The following is a 16,898-nucleotide window of genomic DNA, read 5'->3' on the forward strand; positions in this document are numbered from 1 at the left end:
CTTATTGTTGAAAACGCATCAAGGCGTTTTTCGTCACGACCCTGGCATCAGCAGCGTCACGCGGGACGCAATCGTGACAAGTCGTGACGGGATCCTAATCAGCGAAGCTTTCATCAACCTTTCAACTACCTTTCAGAAAGCGTTCACCTGATCCGCTTCCAGATCGGAGGGTGGCTTTCCCGCGCACCGAGCCTTCCCTGACGGCGGCGCGCCTGTAAACTCCGCCCATAAAATGCTCACTCGGGAGAAGTCGATGCGTGTCCTGCTCGTCGAAGATCATCTGCAACTGGCTGAAAGTGTCGCGCTGGCGCTCAAGAGCAGCGGCCTGACCGTTGACGTTCTGCACGACGGCGTTGCAGCTGATCTGGCCCTGAGCAGCGAAGACTATGCCGCGGTGGTGCTCGATGTCGGCCTGCCGCGCATGGACGGTTTCGAGGTGCTGGCACGTCTGCGGGCGCGGGGCAAGAACACTCCGGTGCTGATGCTGACTGCCCGCAGCGACGTCAAGGACAGGGTCCACGGCCTGAACCTCGGCGCCGATGACTACCTGGCCAAACCCTTTGAACTGTCGGAGCTGGAAGCTCGGGTCAAGGCGTTGCTGCGCCGCAGCGTGCTCGGTGGCGAACGCCAGCAACGCTGCGGCGAGCTGGTCTACGACCTCGACACCCGAAGGTTCACACTCGGTGAAGAACTGCTCACCCTGACCTCCCGAGAACAATCGGTGCTCGAATCATTGATCGCCCGGCCCGGTCGGGTCATGAGCAAAGATCAACTGGCCGCGCAAGTGTTTGGGCTGGACGAAGAGGCCAGCGCCGACGCCATCGAAATCTATGTGCACCGCCTGCGTAAGAAGCTGGACGGGCACCCGATCGCGATCGTGACGTTCCGGGGCCTGGGTTACCTGCTGGAAAGCCGCGATGCTTAATCCGTTTCCCGCAGCCGAAAACAGCCTGCGCTGGCGTTTGCTGTGGAACCTGGGATTGCTGCTGGTGGTGCTGATGATCGCCAGCGGCATGAGCGCCTACTGGAACGGACGCGAAGCAGCAGACACCGCCTACGATCGCACCCTGCTGGCCTCGGCGCGGACCATCGCCGCCGGGCTGTCGGAGCGCGACGGCACCCTCAGCGCCGACGTACCCTACGTGGCCCTGGATACCTTCGCCTACGACAGCGCGGGACGCATTTACTACCAGGTCAACGACATCAATCAAAAGCTCATTTCGGGCTACGAAAACATCCCCGCGCCGCCGCCGGGCACGCCGCGCACCGACGCGTACCCGGCCCTCGCCAAGTTCTACAGCGGCCGTTATCAAGGCCAGGACGTACGGGTGGTCAGCCTGCTCAAGGCCGTCAGCGAACCGAACATGAACGGCATGGCCGAGATTCGCGTGGCGGAAACCGAAGAAGCCCGGGTGGACATGGCTCAGGCCTTGATGGCCGACACCCTGCTGCGTCTGGGCATGCTCGGCAGCGGCGCGTTGTTGCTGGTCTGGTTCACGGTCAGCGCCGCATTGCGACCCCTGGATCGCCTGCGCACGGCGGTGGAAGAACGCCAGCCTGACGATTTGCGCTCGCTGCCGCTGGTCGAGGTTCAGCACGAGTTGCGCCCGCTGGTCAGCTCGCTTAACCACTTCACCGAAAGGCTGCGGATGCAGTTTGAGCGTCAGGCGCAATTTATCGCTGACGCGGCCCATGAGTTGCGAACGCCGCTGGCGGCATTGAAAGCGCGACTGGAGCTGGGTCTGCGAGACCACGAGCCTGCGGCATGGCGCAACACCCTCGAAAGCGCGGCATCCGGCACCGACAAACTGACCCATCTGGCCAACCAGTTGTTGTCGCTGGCGCGCATCGAAAATGGCGCGCGGGCCATCGCCGAAGGTGGGGCGCAGTTGCTCGACCTCAGCCAACTGGCCCGTGAACTGGGCATGGCCATGGCGCCGCTGGCCCACGCCCGGGGTGTGGCATTGGCGCTGGAAGCCGACGAACCGGTGTGGATGCGCGGCGAACCCACGTTGCTCAACGAACTGCTGAGCAATCTGGTGGATAACGCCCTGGCCCATACCCCGGCGGGCGGCAATGTGATTCTGCGTGTCCATGCCCCCTGCGTGCTGGAAGTCGAGGACGACGGCCCCGGCATCCCGGCCCACGAGCGTGACCGGGTGTTCGAGCGCTTCTACCGGCGCAATCAGCAGAGCAAGGGTTCGGGCCTGGGGTTGGCGATTGTGGGAGAAATCTGCAGGGCACATTTGGCGCGCATCACCTTGCACGACGGCGCGCAACGGGGCTTGAAAGTAAGGGTGAGCTTTATGGTGCCGGAGTCGGGACTGGTGGGGCTGGTTTGACCGGGCAAGCCATAGCGATCAGTACAGCAGCGTCATCGCCTCGTTCATCTCATTGATAAGTCCGCCGTCGGCCATGTTCAGGCCCAGCTGCGCTACCGCCGGCACGGACTTGAAGCTCAGGTTCGGGTAAGGCGTGCCGTTCATTTCATGAATATGAATCGTCGCGACCTGCACCAGGTCAACGTAGTCAGCCTGACCCGAGACACGGCTGAAACTCTGGAATTCCCGAGGCACGATCGCCAGGGCGTCCGGGAAATCCCATGACCGCAGCAGCCTCTCACCGATGATCGGATGAATGCGCTCGATGACGTGATTGAGGCTGATAGGGTCGGAAAGCAACTCGTAGTTGTCCTCGGCGTAGGTCAGGATCGGCAGCACACCAATGAGGTGAATGAGCCCGGCCAGCGTGGCCTTGTCGGCCTTCAGTCGTGTGCTGCGGTAGCTCAGGACATTACAGACCCCGGCCACCTGCATGCTGAGTTTCCAGATGTCGCGCATCTTGGCTTCGATGACGGCGGACTTGGCGTGAAACATCTGCTCCACCACCAGCCCGATGGCCAGGTTACTGCTGTAGTTCACGCCCAGACGTCGAACCGCGGTCAGCACGTCGCTGACTTCGAAGTTGGGCCGCAGCAGGGGGCTGTTGACGACTTTGATCAGTCGGGCGGAAAGCGCCGTGTCGCTGCCGATGACTTTGCTCAGCGCCGCAATGGAGATTTCCGAGTCTTCCGCCGCCAAGCGGATCCTCAGCGCGACTTCCGGGAGAGTTGGCAGAAACAGAGCATCCTTGTCGATCGCCTTGATCAGATCCCTCTGCACTTCGTCAGCCATGCTACTCATATTGGATCTCTGGACATTGCATTCCGGCCAGCGGCCGTCCACTCGAGGGGACGGCGCTGGTGACTACGCTGACGTCTCGCACATGCTTCAACCGGGTTCAACGCTGTGTTTCGAGCTTCGCGTCGAGCGTGTATGGCAATTCACCTAGTTGCAGGTTCGGGCCATCTGCCGCGCCAAGATGGATTTGACCATCTTCCGCCGCATCCGCCTGCACAACCGCCAGCACCTCGATCCCGACATCAGACCGGGCCGCGATCACAACGTTGCCTACTGCACTCGAATGTACGGGCGAAAACAATGCAACACCCGGCTCGGGCACTTCGCTGCCGCCCATAGTCAGGCGGTACAGCCGGCGTTTCAGCTTGCCGAGGTATTGCATCCGCGCCACGATTTCCTGGCCGGTGTAGCAACCTTTCTTGAAGCTCACTCCGCCCACGGCTTGCAGATTGATCATCTGCGGAATCAATTCTTCACGGGTCTGCCCGAACACCTGGCCAATGCCGGCGCGGATCTGCCCCAGCAGCCAGTCGTTGAGGGGGCTTCCGGCACGTGGGCGATCAGGCGGCTGCGCACGTCATCGGCGTGTTCGGCACGTACCCACAATTCGGCGCGGGCAGGGGAGACGCGAATGGCAATCAGGTCATTGGCGCGGACGACCGAGTCGGTCTCCTGCGCAAGATCAAGGCCCAGGCTGACCAGCGCGCCGTCGCCGTCTTGCAGGCCGAATCGCACCCAGGACGCGCTTTCGTCGGTCAATTTGGATTTGGAGAAGACGGCGTACTTCTTCAGATCCAGCAATTGCGCGTCGATCAGCTCGCTGGCCATTGCCAGCAATACGCCGTCGCCTTCAAGCAGGATGCGAAAGCTGGACTGCATGCGGCCTTTCTGTGTGCAGCGCGCCCCGAGGGTAGCCCTGGCTTCGCTGAGGTAGTCGATGTTGCAAGTCAGTTGGCCTTGCAGGAACTTGCCGGCATCCACGCCGCGAACGGCGAGCACACCTTCGTGGGACAGGGGGCAGAAAAATGCTGGAACGGCCATGAGTCATCGCAGGGTAGAAGTCTGGGGCACCATCATAGTGCCGCGTGTCGCTAATGGGTATACGCAAAAAGCTGCGACTAACTGCAAGTACGCCCCGAGACGATGCGCCTGTATACTCGCCGGCAAATTCGAGGAGCCCTCCATGGTCGAAGATGTTGAACTCAATCGCCTCTTTTGGCACAGCCGTCGCGGCATGCTCGAGCTGGACGTATTGCTGGTGCCATTCGTCAAAGAAGTCTATCCGACGCTCAACCAGGTCGATCGAGACCTCTATGTCCGCCTGCTGACCTGCGAAGACCAGGACATGTTCGGCTGGTTCATGCAGCGCGCGGAGTCTGAAGACCCGGAGCTGCAGCGCATGGTTCGGATGATTCTGGACCGTGTCCAGCCGAAGTGATCGTTTCGAATGCCGTTGGCAAGCCTCCCGGGCGCTGCTGACGGCGTACCTCGTCACGCAAATCGTTGCGCTGACGTCGATAGTCCTCCTGTCAGTGCCCCTGTGGACCAAAGCCGTCGGCATTCTGCTGTGCGCTTTGCATGCATCACGTCGCCTTCGCCCATCCATTCTGCTTGATCAGCCGCAGTCATCCACGGGGCTGCGGCATGACAGCAACGGATGGGCGTTGTGGAGCGAGGAGGGCGGTTGGCAACCGGTGCAGCTACGCCCGGACAGCCTGGCGCTGCCGCACATGGTCGTGCTGCGTTTCCGGGTGCCGACGGGCCACTGGCTGAGCCGTGTGTGGGTGCGAAGCCTGTGCATCCCGGCAGACGCGATGGCCCCGGACAGCCACCGACGCCTGCGTTTACGGCTTAAGTTCAGCCGGCGAAGGTGGGCGGCACCAGAATAGTGTCCAGCGCTTCGGGCAACATGTCCGGGTAATCCAGCGTGTAGTGCAGCCCTCGGCTCTCCTTGCGCGCCATCGCCGACGCAATCATCAGCTCTGCGACTTGGGCCAGGTTGCGCAGCTCGATCAGATCGCGGCTCACCTTGTAGTTGCTGTAAAACTCGTCGATCTCGTCCAGCAACAGCCGCACCCGATGCTGGGCGCGCTGCAGACGCTTGTTGGTACGCACAATCCCCACGTAGTCCCACATGAACCGACGCAGCTCATCCCAGTTGTGGGCAATGATCACGTCTTCGTCGGAATCGGTTACTTGACTCGAATCCCATGCCGGCAGGTTTTGCGGCTGCGGGACGTGCTCGAGCTGAGTCACGATGTCCGCCGCTGCCGAGCGGGCGTACACGAAGCATTCCAGCAGGGAGTTGCTGGCCATGCGATTGGCACCGTGCAGGCCTGTGAAACTGGTCTCGCCGATGGCGTACAGCCCGGGCACGTCGGTGCGGCCCTGCTGATCAACCACAACACCACCACAGGTGTAGTGGGCGGCCGGAATCACGGGAATCGGTTGACACGTGATGTCGATGCCGAATGTCAGGCAGCGTTCGTACACGGTTGGGAAGTGCCCTTTGATGAAGGCTTCGGGCTTGTGGCTGATGTCCAGAAACACGCAGTCGGCGCCCAGCCGTTTCATCTCGTGGTCAATGGCGCGGGCAACGATGTCGCGGGGCGCCAGCTCGGCCCGTGGGTCAAAACGCTGCATGAAGCGCTCGCCATTGGGTAGCTTCAGGTAAGCGCCTTCGCCGCGCAGGGCCTCGGTAATCAGAAAACTCTTGGCTTGCGGGTGGTACAGGCAGGTGGGGTGGAACTGGTTGAATTCCAGGTTGCCCACCCGGCAGCCTGAGCGCCAGGCCATCGCGATGCCGTCGCCGCAAGCGCCGTCGGGATTGCTGGTGTACAGATAAACTTTTGCCGCGCCGCCGGACGCCAGAATGGTGAAACGCGCGCTGTGGGTGTCGACTTCGCCCGTCGAACGATCCAGCACATAGGCGCCCAGGCAACGCTGACCTTCCATGCCCAGCCGCGATTCGGTGATGAGATCGACCGCCACGCGCTGTTCCAGCAGTTCGATATTGGGACGGGACCTGGCCTGCGCCAGCAACGTGCGAAAGATCGCCGCGCCGGTGGCATCAGCGGCGTGAATGATCCGGCGGTGGCTATGCCCGCCCTCGCGCGTCAGGTGGAACTCGAAGCCGCCGTCTACCACGGTGGATGGATCATCCCGGGTAAACGGAACATCCAAGTCGATCAGCCACTGGATGGCCTCGCGGCTGTGCTCCACTGTAAATCGGACCGCGTCCTCTTTGCACAGGCCGCCGCCCGCATTGAGGGTGTCTTCGACGTGGGACTGAACAGTGTCTGCGTCATCCAGCACCGCCGCAACGCCACCCTGGGCCCAGAAGGTCGAGCCGTTCGCCAGATCGCCTTTGCTGAGAACCGCCACGCGCAGATGCTCGGGCAATGTCAGCGCAAGGCTCAAACCGGCTGCACCGGAGCCTATTACCAATACGTCGTGCTGGAAATGCTGACTCATCTCGGTCCCGGCGTCTAAATGGCCACTAGTATAAGCAAGGGTGGAACGGCACAATAGCCGCGCTTTATGGCAAGGTTGGATCGCGGTGGTAGCGAAGTGTGCGCCACCCTGCTACGTCCTGCACCCCGTTTGATGGACGCGATCTTTCCTACAGCTTCATTCGGATTGAGTCCTACAACTGATGGGGCGCGGGTCCTACGCCCAAAGGTGAACGATGGGAACTTTTCGTGAACCCGTACGTTCAATAGTGGGTTGCCCATAAAGGAACAGCGTCGACGTTACGCATTGGTGGTTCAAGCCAATACGAGCGCTTATGACGACAAGATTATTTACGCAGCCGACCTGGTTCGAGCGGCGTTTTTCGCGCGGGCAGCAGACGCCCGCCGGAAACTTGCTTGAAGGGGGAGAACTTTTGCTTAAAGCCCGAGTCTATGTTTGCAAGCCTGCGAAAGAGCCGATGCGATGCTCCTTTAAGCTTTATGAGGAGTGTTCATGCTAACCCAGGAAGAAGATCAGCAGCTGGTTGAACGCGTTCAGCGCGGCGACAAGCGAGCCTTTGATCTGCTAGTGGTGAAATATCAGCACAAGATTCTTGGGTTGATCGTGAGATTCGTTCACGACACCCACGAAGCCCAGGATGTTGCGCAAGAGGCGTTTATCAAAGCCTACCGCGCACTTGGTAACTTCCGCGGCGACAGTGCGTTTTATACGTGGCTGTACCGTATCGCCATCAACACGGCGAAGAACTATCTGGTGTCGCGAGGTCGGCGGCCGCCGGACAGCGATGTCAGATCCGAAGACGCGGAGTTCTATGACGGCGATCACGGCCTCAAGGATATCGAGTCGCCGGAGCGGGCATTATTGCGGGATGAGATCGAGGGCACCGTCCACCGAACTATCCAGCTACTGCCAGAAGATTTGCGTACAGCTTTAACTTTGCGTGAGTTCGACGGTCTGAGTTACGAAGACATTGCCAGTGTCATGCAATGTCCCGTTGGTACCGTGCGCTCTCGCATTTTTCGCGCTCGGGAAGCCATCGACAAAGCCTTGCAACCTCTGTTGCAGGAAACCTGAGACAGCGGCGATAGCCACAAGAGAGGAACCGCCATGAGTCGTGAAGCCCTGCAGGAATCGCTGTCCGCGGTGATGGATAACGAAGCGGACGAATTGGAACTGCGTCGAGTGCTTAGCGCTATTGAAGATGCGGATACACGTGCCACCTGGTCCCGTTATCAGATTGCCCGTGCAGCCATGCATAAAGAACTACTGATCCCTCATCTGGATATTTCGGCCGCCGTTGCTGCCGGGATCGCTGATGAAGTCAGCCCGCTCAAGGCCGGTCGCGGTCCTTGGCGCACGCTGGGTCGTCTGGCCGTGGCCGCCTCGGTGACCGTTGCCGTCCTGGCTGGAGTACGTTTGTATAACCAGGATGAAATCGCAGGGGCACAACTCGCCCAGCAGACTCAGCCGACCAACGTTGCCATGCCGCAGGCCAAAGGCCCGGCGGTACTGGCAGGCTACACCGAAGGCGAACAGTCTCCGGGTCCAATGGCAAGCGGTGTGCTGCAGAACCAGGCTGGCTGGCATGACCAGCGTCTGCCAGGTTACCTGCGCCAGCACGCGCAGCAAGCGGCAACCAAAGGTGCCGAAGGCGCTCTGCCATTCGCCCGTGCCGCAAGCCTGGAAAACCGTTAAGGAGGATCATGCGCGCCATCCCTCTACTGCCGCTTTTGCTGGGCGGATGGCTGGTCCTTCCAGCTCATGCCGATGACGCGCAAGATCAGCTAAAACGTCTTGCGCAGGCTGAGCAGCAGCAAAGCTACACCGGAACATTCGTTTATGAACGTAACGGCAGCTTCTCCACTCACCGAATCTGGCAGCGCGTCGCCGATGGCAAGGTTCGGGAGCATCTTCTACAACTGGATGGCACGCCTCAAGAAGTGCTGCGCGTCAATGGGGTCACCCAGTGCGCCAGCGGTACCCTCGAAGAGGGCGCCTCCAGTGTTCCGGACTCTGCGGCCCGAGCTTTTGATGCTGCTAGGCTATCTTCTTGGTATGACATCAAGTCGGCAGGCACCTCGCGTGTCGCCGGACGCCTGGCTAACGTCGTCACATTGACCCCTCGCGATCAGCACCGTTACGGCATCGAATTGCACCTCGACAGTGAAACCGGCTTGCCGCTGAAGTCTTTGTTGCTCAGCGACAAGGGCCAATTGCTCGAGCGTTTTCAATTCACTGACCTCAATACCTCCCAGTCACTGACCGATCAGATGCTCTCGCCCGGTGCTGACTGCAAGCCGCTCGAAGTGGTCAAATCCAAGCCTGATGCTCCTAAGCAAAAAGTGGCATGGCGTTCCAATTGGCTGCCGCCGGGCTTTGACTTGAGCAGCGCTGCGGCACGCAAGGATCCTGACTCGAAGGATCTTGTGACGAGTCTGATGTATGACGATGGCCTGGCGCGTTTCTCTGTGTTTGTTGAGCCGGTAAGCGGCGCGGCGGTGACGGATATTCGCACTCAGCTGGGCCCGACCGTTGCCGTCTCCCGTCGCGTCTCGACGGCGAGAGGGGATGCCATGGTGACGGTGGTGGGCGAGATCCCGATCGGGACGGCCGAGCGCATTGCGTTGTCCATGCGAGACGACGCTGCGGCTACGAGCAAAAACTGATTTACACACCGGTGATGCCCACGATGAAAAAGGTTTCATCCGGTCGGTTCACGTTCACAAGCCTTTAAATATGGGCTTCACTGGTACTGATGAAATGTTTAGTGCGCTTTGTCGGTTGCAATTGGATGTGTTTTTTTCTATAGGTCACAGCTTCGCAGCTGTGGCCTTTGTTGTTTCAGGGTCCAGGAAACTGGAGCAGATACAGGTGCTGCAGGAAACCGCAGCGCACAGATGCTTCGCGAGCCTGCGGGCTCGTACCGCTTAACCATGCTCGTTGTAAACGGGAGCCATATGTCGATACCACGCTTTAAACCTTACCTGGTCTGGATGGCCGCTGTGCTGATGCTTGGACAGGTCATCACCGCTCAGGCCGAAGCCTTGCCGGACTTCACCTCTCTGGTGGAGCAGGCTTCCCCGCCGTCGTCAACATCAGCACGCGGCAGAAGTTGCCGGACCGCTCGGTTGCCCAGGGTCAGATGCCTGATCTGGAAGGCCTGCCACCGATGCTGCGCGAATTTCTCGAGCGCAGCACGCCGCCTGGGTCCCGCCCGCCAGGAGGGGGCAAGGGTGATCGTCAACGTGAGGCGCAGTCATTAGGCTCGGGCTTCATTATTTCCGCTGATGGTTTCATCCTGACCAACAACCACGTCATTGATGGCGCCGACGAAATTCTTGTGCGTCTTTCGGATCGCAGCGAGATGAAGGCCAAGCTGATCGGCACCGATCCACGTACCGACGTTGCGGTGCTGAAGATCGATGGCAAGGACCTTCCCACCGTCAAGCTGGGTAACTCCGACAAGCTGAAAGTCGGTGAGTGGGTGCTGGCGATCGGCTCGCCGTTCGGCTTCGATCACTCGGTGACCAAAGGCATTGTCAGCGCCAAGGGCCGCAGCCTGCCAAATGACACGTACGTGCCGTTTATCCAGACGGACGTTGCGATCAACCCGGGAAACTCGGGCGGTCCGCTGTTCAACATGGCGGGCGAAGTGGTGGGTATCAACTCGCAGATCTTCACCCGCTCCGGCGGCTTCATGGGCCTGTCGTTCGCCATCCCAATCGACGTGGCGATGGACGTTGCCAACCAGCTCAAAGCCAGTGGCAAAGTCAACCGTGGCTGGCTGGGTGTCGTGATTCAGGAAGTCAACAAAGACCTGGCCGAGTCGTTTGGTCTGGACAAGCCGGCCGGTGCGCTGGTGGCTCAAGTCCTTGAAGACGGGCCGGCCGCCAAGGGTGGTTTGCAGGTAGGCGACGTGATCCTGAGCGCCAACGGCACGCCGATCGTCATGTCCGCAGACCTGCCGCACCTGATCGGCAACCTGAAGGACGGCAGCAAGGCCGAGCTCGAAGTGATTCGCGACGGCAAGCGTCAGAAACTCACCGTGACCGTGGGCGCGTTGCCTGCCGAAGGCGAAGAAATGGGCGCAGCCGACACCGGTGTCGAGCGCAGCAGCAACCGTCTGGGCGTTTCGGTGGTTGATCTGACCGCTGAGCAGATGAAATCGCTGGACCTCAAGGGCGGTGTCGTCATCAAGGAAGTTCAGGACGGTCCTGCTTCGCTCATCGGGTTGCAGGCGGGTGATGTCATCACTCACCTGAATAACCAGGCGATCACTTCGTCCAAGCAGTTCACTGAAGTGGCCAAGGGCCTGCCGAAGAATCGCTCAGTCTCCATGCGCGTTCTGCGTCAGGGCCGCGCGACATTCATCACGTTCAAGCTGGCGGAATAACCCGTCAGGCGCAGCGAGAAGGAGCGGCCAGACCGCTCCTTTTTGTGCCCTCTCGGTGCATGGCGGGCAGGCTCTGCGCGTGAACGTGACGCCTGATCGTTCCTTCAGGTACAATTCCCGGCTATTTTTGGCGGGCAGTCTGCCTGCGACCTTTTTCGAGTGTTGATCCGTGAGTGATTTGAGTCATATCCGCAATTTCTCCATCATCGCCCACATTGACCATGGCAAGTCGACGCTGGCCGACCGTTTCATCCAGATGTGCGGCGGCCTGACCGAGCGCGAGATGGAAGCTCAGGTCCTCGATTCCATGGACCTGGAGCGTGAGCGCGGGATTACGATCAAAGCCCACAGCGTCACGCTTTATTACAAGGCGAAGGACGGGATCACCTACCAGCTCAACTTCATTGATACCCCGGGGCACGTTGACTTCACCTACGAAGTCAGCCGCTCGCTGGCGGCATGTGAGGGCGCGTTGCTGGTGGTCGATGCCGGTCAGGGCGTAGAAGCCCAATCCGTCGCCAACTGCTACACCGCTATCGAACAGGGCCTGGAAGTCATGCCGGTCCTGAACAAGATCGACCTGCCCCAGGCCGATCCGGATCGCGTCAAGGAAGAAATCGAAAAAATCATCGGCATCGATGCCACTGATGCCGTGGTCTGCAGCGCCAAAACCGGTCTGGGCGTTGACGAGGTGCTCGAGCGTCTGGTCCATACCATTCCCGCGCCGACCGGCAACATCGAAGACCCGCTGCAGGCGCTGATCATCGATTCGTGGTTCGACAACTACCTGGGCGTTGTGTCCCTGGTGCGTGTGCGTCACGGCCGGGTCAAGAAAGGCGACAAGATTCTGGTGAAGTCGACCGGCAAGATGCACCTGGTCGACAGCGTAGGCGTGTTCAACCCCAAGCACAGCGCCACCGCTGATCTGAAGGCCGGCGAAGTGGGCTTCATCATCGCAGGCATCAAGGACATTCACGGCGCGCCAGTGGGCGACACCCTGACCCTGAGCACCACGCCAGACGTTCCGGTGCTGCCCGGCTTCAAGCGTATTCAGCCGCAGGTCTACGCGGGTCTGTTCCCGGTCAGCTCCGATGACTTCGAAGATTTCCGCGATGCGCTGCAGAAGCTGACGCTGAATGACTCTTCCCTGCAATATCTGCCGGAAAGCTCCGACGCGCTGGGCTTCGGTTTCCGCTGCGGCTTCCTCGGCATGCTGCACATGGAGATCATCCAGGAGCGCCTTGAGCGCGAGTACGACCTGGACCTGATCACCACCGCGCCGACGGTAATCTTCGAGCTGCTGCTGAAGACCGGTGAAACCATTTACGTCGACAACCCGTCGAAATTGCCAGACCTGTCCACGATCGAGGACATGCGTGAGCCGATCGTGCGGGCGAACATTCTTGTGCCTCAAGAGCACCTGGGCAACGTCATTACGCTGTGTATCGAGAAACGTGGCATTCAGCACGACATGCTGTTCCTCGGTACGCAGGTGCAAGTGACCTACGATTTGCCGATGAACGAAGTGGTCCTGGATTTCTTCGACCGACTGAAGTCGACCAGCCGTGGTTACGCGTCGCTGGACTACCATTTCGATCGTTATCAGTCGGCCAACCTGGTTCGCCTGGACGTGATGATCAACGGTGAAAAGGTCGACGCTCTGGCGTTGATCGTGCATCGTGACAACGCCGCCTACAAAGGCCGCGCGTTGACTGAAAAGATGAAAGAACTGATTCCTCGTCAGATGTTCGACGTGGCAATCCAGGCAGCCATTGGCGGCCAGATTATCGCGCGTACAACCGTCAAGGCGCTCAGAAAGAACGTACTGGCCAAATGTTATGGCGGCGACGTCAGCCGTAAGCGCAAGCTGCTCGAGAAGCAGAAGGCCGGTAAGAAACGCATGAAGCAGGTTGGCAACGTGGAAATTCCACAGGAAGCCTTCCTTGCAGTGCTCAGGTTGGAATAGTCAGGCCCTATGTCACTCAATTTCCCGCTGTTGCTGGTCGTCGCCGTGTTTGTCTGCGGTTTGCTGGCCCTGTTCGATCTGATCATATTGGCGCCGCGTCGCCGCAACGCGATAGCGAACTATCAAGGCAGCGTGAGCCAGCCTGATGTCGCGGTCGTGGACCGGTTGAACAAGGAGCCGTTCCTCGTCGAATACGGCAAGTCGTTCTTTCCGGTGTTGTTCATCGTTCTGGTGCTTCGCTCGTTTCTGGTTGAACCGTTCCAGATCCCGTCGGGCTCGATGAAGCCAACGCTGGACGTGGGCGATTTCATCCTGGTGAACAAGTTCTCGTACGGCATCCGCTTGCCGGTGATCGACCTGAAGGTCATCCCGGTCGGCGATCCGCAGCGTGGCGACGTGATGGTGTTCCGCTACCCGAGCGACCCCACGGTCAACTACATCAAGCGCGTCGTCGGCCTGCCAGGGGATGTGATTCGCTACACCAACGACAAGCAGTTGTTCATCAACGGGCAACTGGTGGCCAAGCAGTTGATCGGTTCCGAGCCGGGCACGCTGGGCAGCGCAGAGCTTTACAACGAGAAGCTGGGCGAGGTGGAGCACCAGATCCGTCAGGAAATGAGCCGCTACCGCGCGCCGCCTGATCATGAATGGACCGTTCCGGCCGCGCATTACTTCATGATGGGCGACAACCGCGACAACTCGAACGACAGCCGTTACTGGGATGACCCCAATATTCCCAAGGACGAGCTGGGCATGGTCCCCGACAAAAACATCGTCGGCAAGGCGTTCGCGGTCTGGATGAGCTGGCCCGAGCCCAAGCTCAGCCACTTTCCGAACTTCTCGCGAGTCGGTCTGATCAGGTAATCGATGCGGCGCTGCCACTGGCAGCGCCGCATGTCATTCAGGGCCATGTTGCGTGGCTGATCTCGCAGGTGACAGGGAAGGGCTACTCTTGAAAGCAACCATGACGTCTGCCGGTCCGCAAAAGGGCCTGTCGTTCATCGGCTGGCTGGTGCTGCTGGCGATTCTGGCCTTTGTCGGAAGCACCGCCGCCAAGATCGTGCCGCATTACATGGACTACCTGTCGATGAAGAAAATCATCGAAACTGCCGGCACCGATCGCACGGCAGACATCACCAACGCCGGTGACCTTTACGCCTACGTGGCCAAAGGCATGCAGGTCAATAACATTCGGGATTTGGATTTGAACAAGGCGTTAACTGTGACGACGGAGAACAACAGGTTCCTCGCCCATTTGAACTACGAAAAACGTGAGCCACTGATCCAGAACATCGATCTGGTGGTCAAGTTCGACCACGAATTCAGCGTGGGTAAACCGTGAGCGCTTCATTGAGTCGCCTGGAGCGTCAGCTCGGCTATACCTTCAAGGATCAGGAACTGATGATCCTGGCCCTGACCCACCGCAGTTTTGCCGGACGCAACAACGAGCGTCTGGAATTCCTCGGTGATGCCATTCTCAACTTCGTCGCCGGCGAAGCGCTTTTCGAGCGTTTCCCCAGGCACGGGAAGGTCAGTTGTCCCGCCTGCGCGCTCGCTTGGTAAAAGGCGAGACCCTCGCGCTGCTGGCCCGTGGATTCGACCTGGGTGAGTACTTGCGCCTGGGCTCGGGTGAGCTGAAGAGCGGCGGCTTTCGACGTGAGTCGATTCTGGCCGACGCACTGGAAGCCCTGATCGGCGCGATCTACCTCGACGCCGGCATGGACATGGCAAGGGATCGCGTGCTCGCCTGGCTGGCCAGCGAGTTCGACACCCTGACGCTGGTCGACACCAACAAAGACCCGAAAACACGGCTGCAGGAATTCCTTCAGTCACGCGCCTGTGATCTGCCCCGCTATGAAGTGGTGGATATCCAGGGCGAGCCGCATTGCCGAATTTTCTTCGTCGAATGCGAGATCTCTTTATTGAATGAAAAAAGCCGGGGACAAGGCGTTAGCCGTCGCATTGCCGAACAGGTAGCAGCGGCCGCAGCCCTCATCGCCCTGGGTGTGGAGAATGGCAATGACTGATTCACTCGCAACACGCTGTGGCTATGTCGCCATCGTTGGCCGGCCAAACGTGGGCAAGTCGACGTTGCTGAACCACATCCTCGGCCAGAAACTGGCGATCACGTCGCGCAAGCCGCAGACGACCCGTCACAACATGCTCGGCATCAAGACTGAAGGCGCCGTGCAGGCGGTCTACGTCGATACACCCGGCATGCACAAAAACAGCGACAAAGCGCTTAACCGCTACATGAACAAAACCGCCTCGGCAGCGTTGAAAGACGTCGACGTGGTGATCTTTGTGGTCGATCGCACCAAGTGGACCGAAGAAGACCAGATGGTCCTCGAGCGCGTCCAGTACGTGACCGGCCCGTTGATCGTGGCGCTGAACAAGACTGACCGCATCGAAGACAAGGGCGCGCTGATGCCGCATTTGTCCTGGCTGCAGGAGCAACTGCCGAACGCCCAGATCATCCCGATCTCGGCGCAGCAGGGGCATAACCTGGAAGCGTTGGAGAAAGTCATCGCCGATCAACTGCCGGAGAATGAGCACTTCTTTCCGGAAGACCAGATCACCGACCGCAGCAGCCGTTTCCTTGCGGCAGAGCTGGTCCGCGAGAAGATCATGCGTCAGCTCGGTGCCGAGTTGCCTTATCAGATCACCGTCGAGATCGAGCAATTCAAGCAGCAGGGCAAGACGCTGCATATCCACGCGCTTATTCTGGTCGAGCGGGACGGGCAGAAGAAAATCATCATTGGCGACAAGGGCGAGCGGATCAAGCGCATCGGCTCGGATGCGCGCCGCGACATGGAAGTGCTGTTCGATTCCAAGGTCATGCTCAATCTGTGGGTCAAGGTCAAAGGCGGCTGGTCCGATGACGAGCGTGCGTTGCGTTCGCTGGGTTACGGCGACTTGTAACACGGCTGCACCGCTGGTCCGTGGAAACTGCCCTGTCGGCAGATCCATGCTGCACATGCAATCCTGTGGGAGTGAGCTTGCTCACGAAGACGGCATTTCAGTCGCTGAAGATTTGGCGCATGAACCTGTGTCTTCGCGAGCGAGCTTGCTCCCACAGTCGTTTCAGATGGCCCGTTCTGCCGTGTTCTTTCATCGAGATAGCCATGTCACAGCCCCTCCCGTCGGTCAGCTCGCCTATGTGTTGCACAGCCGTGCGTACCGCGAAAACAGCGCACTGGTCGATTTCATCACCCCGCAGGGTCGCTTGCGTGCAGTGTTGCGCAGCGCTCGGGGAAGGCGGGGACGATGGCGCGGCCGTTCGTGCCGCTGGAAGTCGAGTTTCGCGGGCGGGGCGAGTTGAAGAACGTAGGACGGATGGAAGGCTCCGGCGTCGCCACGTGGCTGGAAGGGAGGCGCTGTTCAGCGGTCTGTACCTCAATGAGTTGCTGATTCGTCTGCTACCCGCCGAAGACCCGCACCCGAGCGTGTTCGAACATTACGCCGCGACGCTTGCCGCTTTGGCCGAAGGGCGCGCGCTGGAACCGTTGCTGCGTTCATTCGAGTGGCGGCTGCTGGACGATCTCGGTTACGGCTTCGCGCTGGATGCGGATGTGAACGGCGAGCCACTGGCGAGCGATGGCATGTACCGGCTTCAAGTGGATGCAGGCCTTGAGCGGGTTTACCTGTTTCAGCCGGGATTGTTTCAGGGCGCCGAATTGCAGGCGATGTCTGAGGCGGACTGGAGTTCGCCAGGCGCGTTGTCGGCGGCCAAGCGTCTGATGCGCCAGGCCCTGGCCGTGCATCTGGGCGGGCGGCCGCTGGTCAGCCGTGAATTGTTTCGCAAACTCTAGCGTCCTGCCGCGCAAACCTAGAAAATCCTTCCTCGCGTGCGCAATCAGCCGCCACTGGCTGGCACCGCCACAGT

Annotated in this window: 13 protein-coding genes and 4 pseudogenes; 14 read left to right on the forward strand and 3 right to left on the reverse strand. The window is 60.0% G+C overall.

Annotated features, from left to right (window positions below; all coding sequences use genetic code 11):
- The first annotated feature begins 253 nt into the window (after positions 1 to 253).
- Entirely contained in the window at positions 254 to 925 is a 672-nt protein-coding gene (locus JN403_RS10270; protein WP_205486896.1) for a response regulator, read from the forward strand.
- The gene (locus tag JN403_RS10275) at positions 918 to 2,342 is read left to right on the forward strand and encodes a sensor histidine kinase (protein ID WP_205486897.1); all 1,425 of its coding nucleotides are present in this window, start codon (positions 918 to 920) and stop codon (positions 2,340 to 2,342) included. Before JN403_RS10270 ends, JN403_RS10275 begins: the two co-directional genes overlap by 8 nt.
- Before the next feature lie 18 nt (positions 2,343 to 2,360).
- On the opposite strand, the gene JN403_RS10280 is transcribed toward JN403_RS10275, so the two are convergent.
- Together JN403_RS10280 and JN403_RS10285 are read right to left on the reverse strand one after the other, a co-directional pair.
- Complete coding sequence (locus JN403_RS10280) at positions 2,361 to 3,182, reverse strand: HDOD domain-containing protein (protein WP_205486898.1); 822 nt, start codon at positions 3,180 to 3,182, stop codon at positions 2,361 to 2,363.
- A gap of 97 nt (positions 3,183 to 3,279) precedes the next feature.
- Positions 3,280 to 4,220, reverse strand: a pseudogene (locus JN403_RS10285) (folate-binding protein YgfZ).
- A gap of 142 nt (positions 4,221 to 4,362) precedes the next feature.
- Between JN403_RS10285 and JN403_RS10290 the strand changes: the two are divergent.
- Positions 4,363 to 4,617: a succinate dehydrogenase assembly factor 2 gene (locus JN403_RS10290; protein WP_065992433.1), complete on the forward strand. Its 255-nt coding sequence runs from the start codon at positions 4,363 to 4,365 to the stop codon at positions 4,615 to 4,617.
- Positions 4,601 to 5,068, forward strand: a complete 468-nt coding sequence (locus tag JN403_RS10295) for a protein YgfX (RefSeq protein WP_205486899.1) — start codon at positions 4,601 to 4,603, stop codon at positions 5,066 to 5,068. Before JN403_RS10290 ends, JN403_RS10295 begins: the two co-directional genes overlap by 17 nt.
- Here JN403_RS10295 and nadB read toward each other — a convergent pair.
- The gene (gene nadB, locus JN403_RS10300; protein ID WP_205486900.1) at positions 5,037 to 6,653 is read right to left on the reverse strand and encodes an L-aspartate oxidase; all 1,617 of its coding nucleotides are present in this window, start codon (positions 6,651 to 6,653) and stop codon (positions 5,037 to 5,039) included. The two genes, JN403_RS10295 and nadB, sit on opposite strands and share 32 nt — an antisense overlap.
- Before the next feature lie 492 nt (positions 6,654 to 7,145).
- Between nadB and rpoE the strand changes: the two genes are divergently transcribed.
- The 10 genes and pseudogenes from rpoE to recO all read left to right on the forward strand — a co-directional run bounded on the left by rpoE (position 7,146) and on the right by recO (position 16,824).
- A complete protein-coding gene (gene rpoE / locus JN403_RS10305) occupies positions 7,146 to 7,727 on the forward strand; it encodes an RNA polymerase sigma factor RpoE (RefSeq protein WP_037014368.1) in 582 nt (193 codons plus the stop codon).
- 33 nt (positions 7,728 to 7,760) lie between these two features.
- Positions 7,761 to 8,348 (forward strand): anti sigma-E factor RseA C-terminal domain-containing protein, encoded by a 588-nt coding sequence (locus JN403_RS10310; protein ID WP_205486901.1) that lies wholly within the window; start codon positions 7,761 to 7,763, stop codon positions 8,346 to 8,348.
- A gap of 8 nt (positions 8,349 to 8,356) precedes the next feature.
- Entirely contained in the window at positions 8,357 to 9,319 is a 963-nt protein-coding gene (locus JN403_RS10315; protein ID WP_205486902.1) for a MucB/RseB C-terminal domain-containing protein, read from the forward strand.
- Positions 9,320 to 9,646: 327 nt separating this feature from the next.
- Positions 9,647 to 11,046: pseudogene (locus JN403_RS10320) on the forward strand (DegQ family serine endoprotease).
- Positions 11,047 to 11,215: 169 nt separating this feature from the next.
- Positions 11,216 to 13,012, forward strand: a complete 1,797-nt coding sequence (gene lepA, locus JN403_RS10325; RefSeq protein WP_122536059.1) for a translation elongation factor 4 — start codon at positions 11,216 to 11,218, stop codon at positions 13,010 to 13,012.
- A gap of 9 nt (positions 13,013 to 13,021) precedes the next feature.
- Complete coding sequence (gene lepB / locus JN403_RS10330; RefSeq protein ID WP_205486903.1) at positions 13,022 to 13,876, forward strand: signal peptidase I; 855 nt, start codon at positions 13,022 to 13,024, stop codon at positions 13,874 to 13,876.
- 100 nt (positions 13,877 to 13,976) lie between these two features.
- Positions 13,977 to 14,354 carry a DUF4845 domain-containing protein gene (locus tag JN403_RS10335; protein WP_205486904.1) on the forward strand — a complete coding sequence of 126 codons (378 nt, stop codon included), beginning with the start codon at positions 13,977 to 13,979 and terminating at the stop codon, positions 14,352 to 14,354.
- Positions 14,351 to 15,039, forward strand: a pseudogene (rnc, locus tag JN403_RS10340) (ribonuclease III). The gene JN403_RS10335 and the pseudogene rnc overlap by 4 nt, the downstream one beginning before the upstream one ends.
- Entirely contained in the window at positions 15,032 to 15,934 is a 903-nt protein-coding gene (era, locus tag JN403_RS10345; RefSeq protein WP_205486905.1) for a GTPase Era, read from the forward strand. The pseudogene rnc and the gene era overlap by 8 nt, the downstream one beginning before the upstream one ends.
- Positions 15,935 to 16,100: 166 nt before the next feature.
- A pseudogene (gene recO / locus JN403_RS10350) lies at positions 16,101 to 16,824 on the forward strand (DNA repair protein RecO).
- The last annotated feature ends 74 nt before the right edge of the window (positions 16,825 to 16,898 follow it).

The sequence above is a fragment of the Pseudomonas sp. 15A4 genome, assembly GCF_016925575.1.
Taxonomy (GTDB): Bacteria; Pseudomonadota; Gammaproteobacteria; order Pseudomonadales; family Pseudomonadaceae; genus Aquipseudomonas.

Excerpts from the sequence above, each read along its gene's own strand:
- JN403_RS10275 (WP_205486897.1), top strand. The coding sequence starts at position 918 with ATGCTTAATCCGTTTCCCGCAGCCGAAAACAGCCTGCGCTGGCGTTTG.
- rpoE (WP_037014368.1), top strand. The coding sequence starts at position 7,146 with ATGCTAACCCAGGAAGAAGATCAGCAGCTGGTTGAACGCGTTCAGCGC.
- JN403_RS10270 (WP_205486896.1), top strand. The coding sequence starts at position 254 with ATGCGTGTCCTGCTCGTCGAAGATCATCTGCAACTGGCTGAAAGTGTC.
- nadB (WP_205486900.1), bottom strand. The coding sequence starts at position 6,653 with ATGAGTCAGCATTTCCAGCACGACGTATTGGTAATAGGCTCCGGTGCA.
- era (WP_205486905.1), top strand. The coding sequence starts at position 15,032 with ATGACTGATTCACTCGCAACACGCTGTGGCTATGTCGCCATCGTTGGC.
- JN403_RS10335 (WP_205486904.1), top strand. The coding sequence starts at position 13,977 with ATGACGTCTGCCGGTCCGCAAAAGGGCCTGTCGTTCATCGGCTGGCTG.
- JN403_RS10315 (WP_205486902.1), top strand. The coding sequence starts at position 8,357 with ATGCGCGCCATCCCTCTACTGCCGCTTTTGCTGGGCGGATGGCTGGTC.
- JN403_RS10290 (WP_065992433.1), top strand. The coding sequence starts at position 4,363 with ATGGTCGAAGATGTTGAACTCAATCGCCTCTTTTGGCACAGCCGTCGC.
- JN403_RS10280 (WP_205486898.1), bottom strand. The coding sequence starts at position 3,182 with ATGAGTAGCATGGCTGACGAAGTGCAGAGGGATCTGATCAAGGCGATC.
- lepB (WP_205486903.1), top strand. The coding sequence starts at position 13,022 with ATGTCACTCAATTTCCCGCTGTTGCTGGTCGTCGCCGTGTTTGTCTGC.
- JN403_RS10310 (WP_205486901.1), top strand. The coding sequence starts at position 7,761 with ATGAGTCGTGAAGCCCTGCAGGAATCGCTGTCCGCGGTGATGGATAAC.